This window comes from Anabaena sp. CCY 0017, from assembly GCF_963920885.1.
Taxonomy (GTDB): Bacteria; Cyanobacteriota; Cyanobacteriia; order Cyanobacteriales; family Nostocaceae; genus Nodularia.
The window spans coordinates 1-212 of the sequence record NZ_CAWUDG010000137.1; the positions used below are offsets into that span (position 1 = coordinate 1).

1 protein-coding gene is annotated in these 212 nt (G+C 68.9%); it reads left to right on the plus strand.

What is annotated here, in order from left to right; genetic code table 11:
* Positions 1-24: 24 nt before the first annotated feature.
* Positions 25-212: hypothetical protein (locus tag ACM0OW_RS25975; RefSeq protein ID WP_414553615.1), on the plus strand; the 188-nt coding region annotated here is incomplete at its 3' end.

Below are 212 nucleotides of genomic sequence, written 5' to 3' on the forward strand. Positions count from 1 at the left end.
GTCAGACCGCGTTGGCAGCCGACTGTGCCCCAGACGCCGGAGATCGACGTGGACTGGTGCGCCGTGGGGGTGACGCCGCGCACGCGCTCGCAGGACTATCCCGCCATCCAGCACAACCCGTCCGGCGATGGCCGCGACAGGCTGACGCGGCACCAGGATCTGGAAGTCCTGGCGACGTTCTACGGGCCCAACGCCATGCGCTATGTGGACCT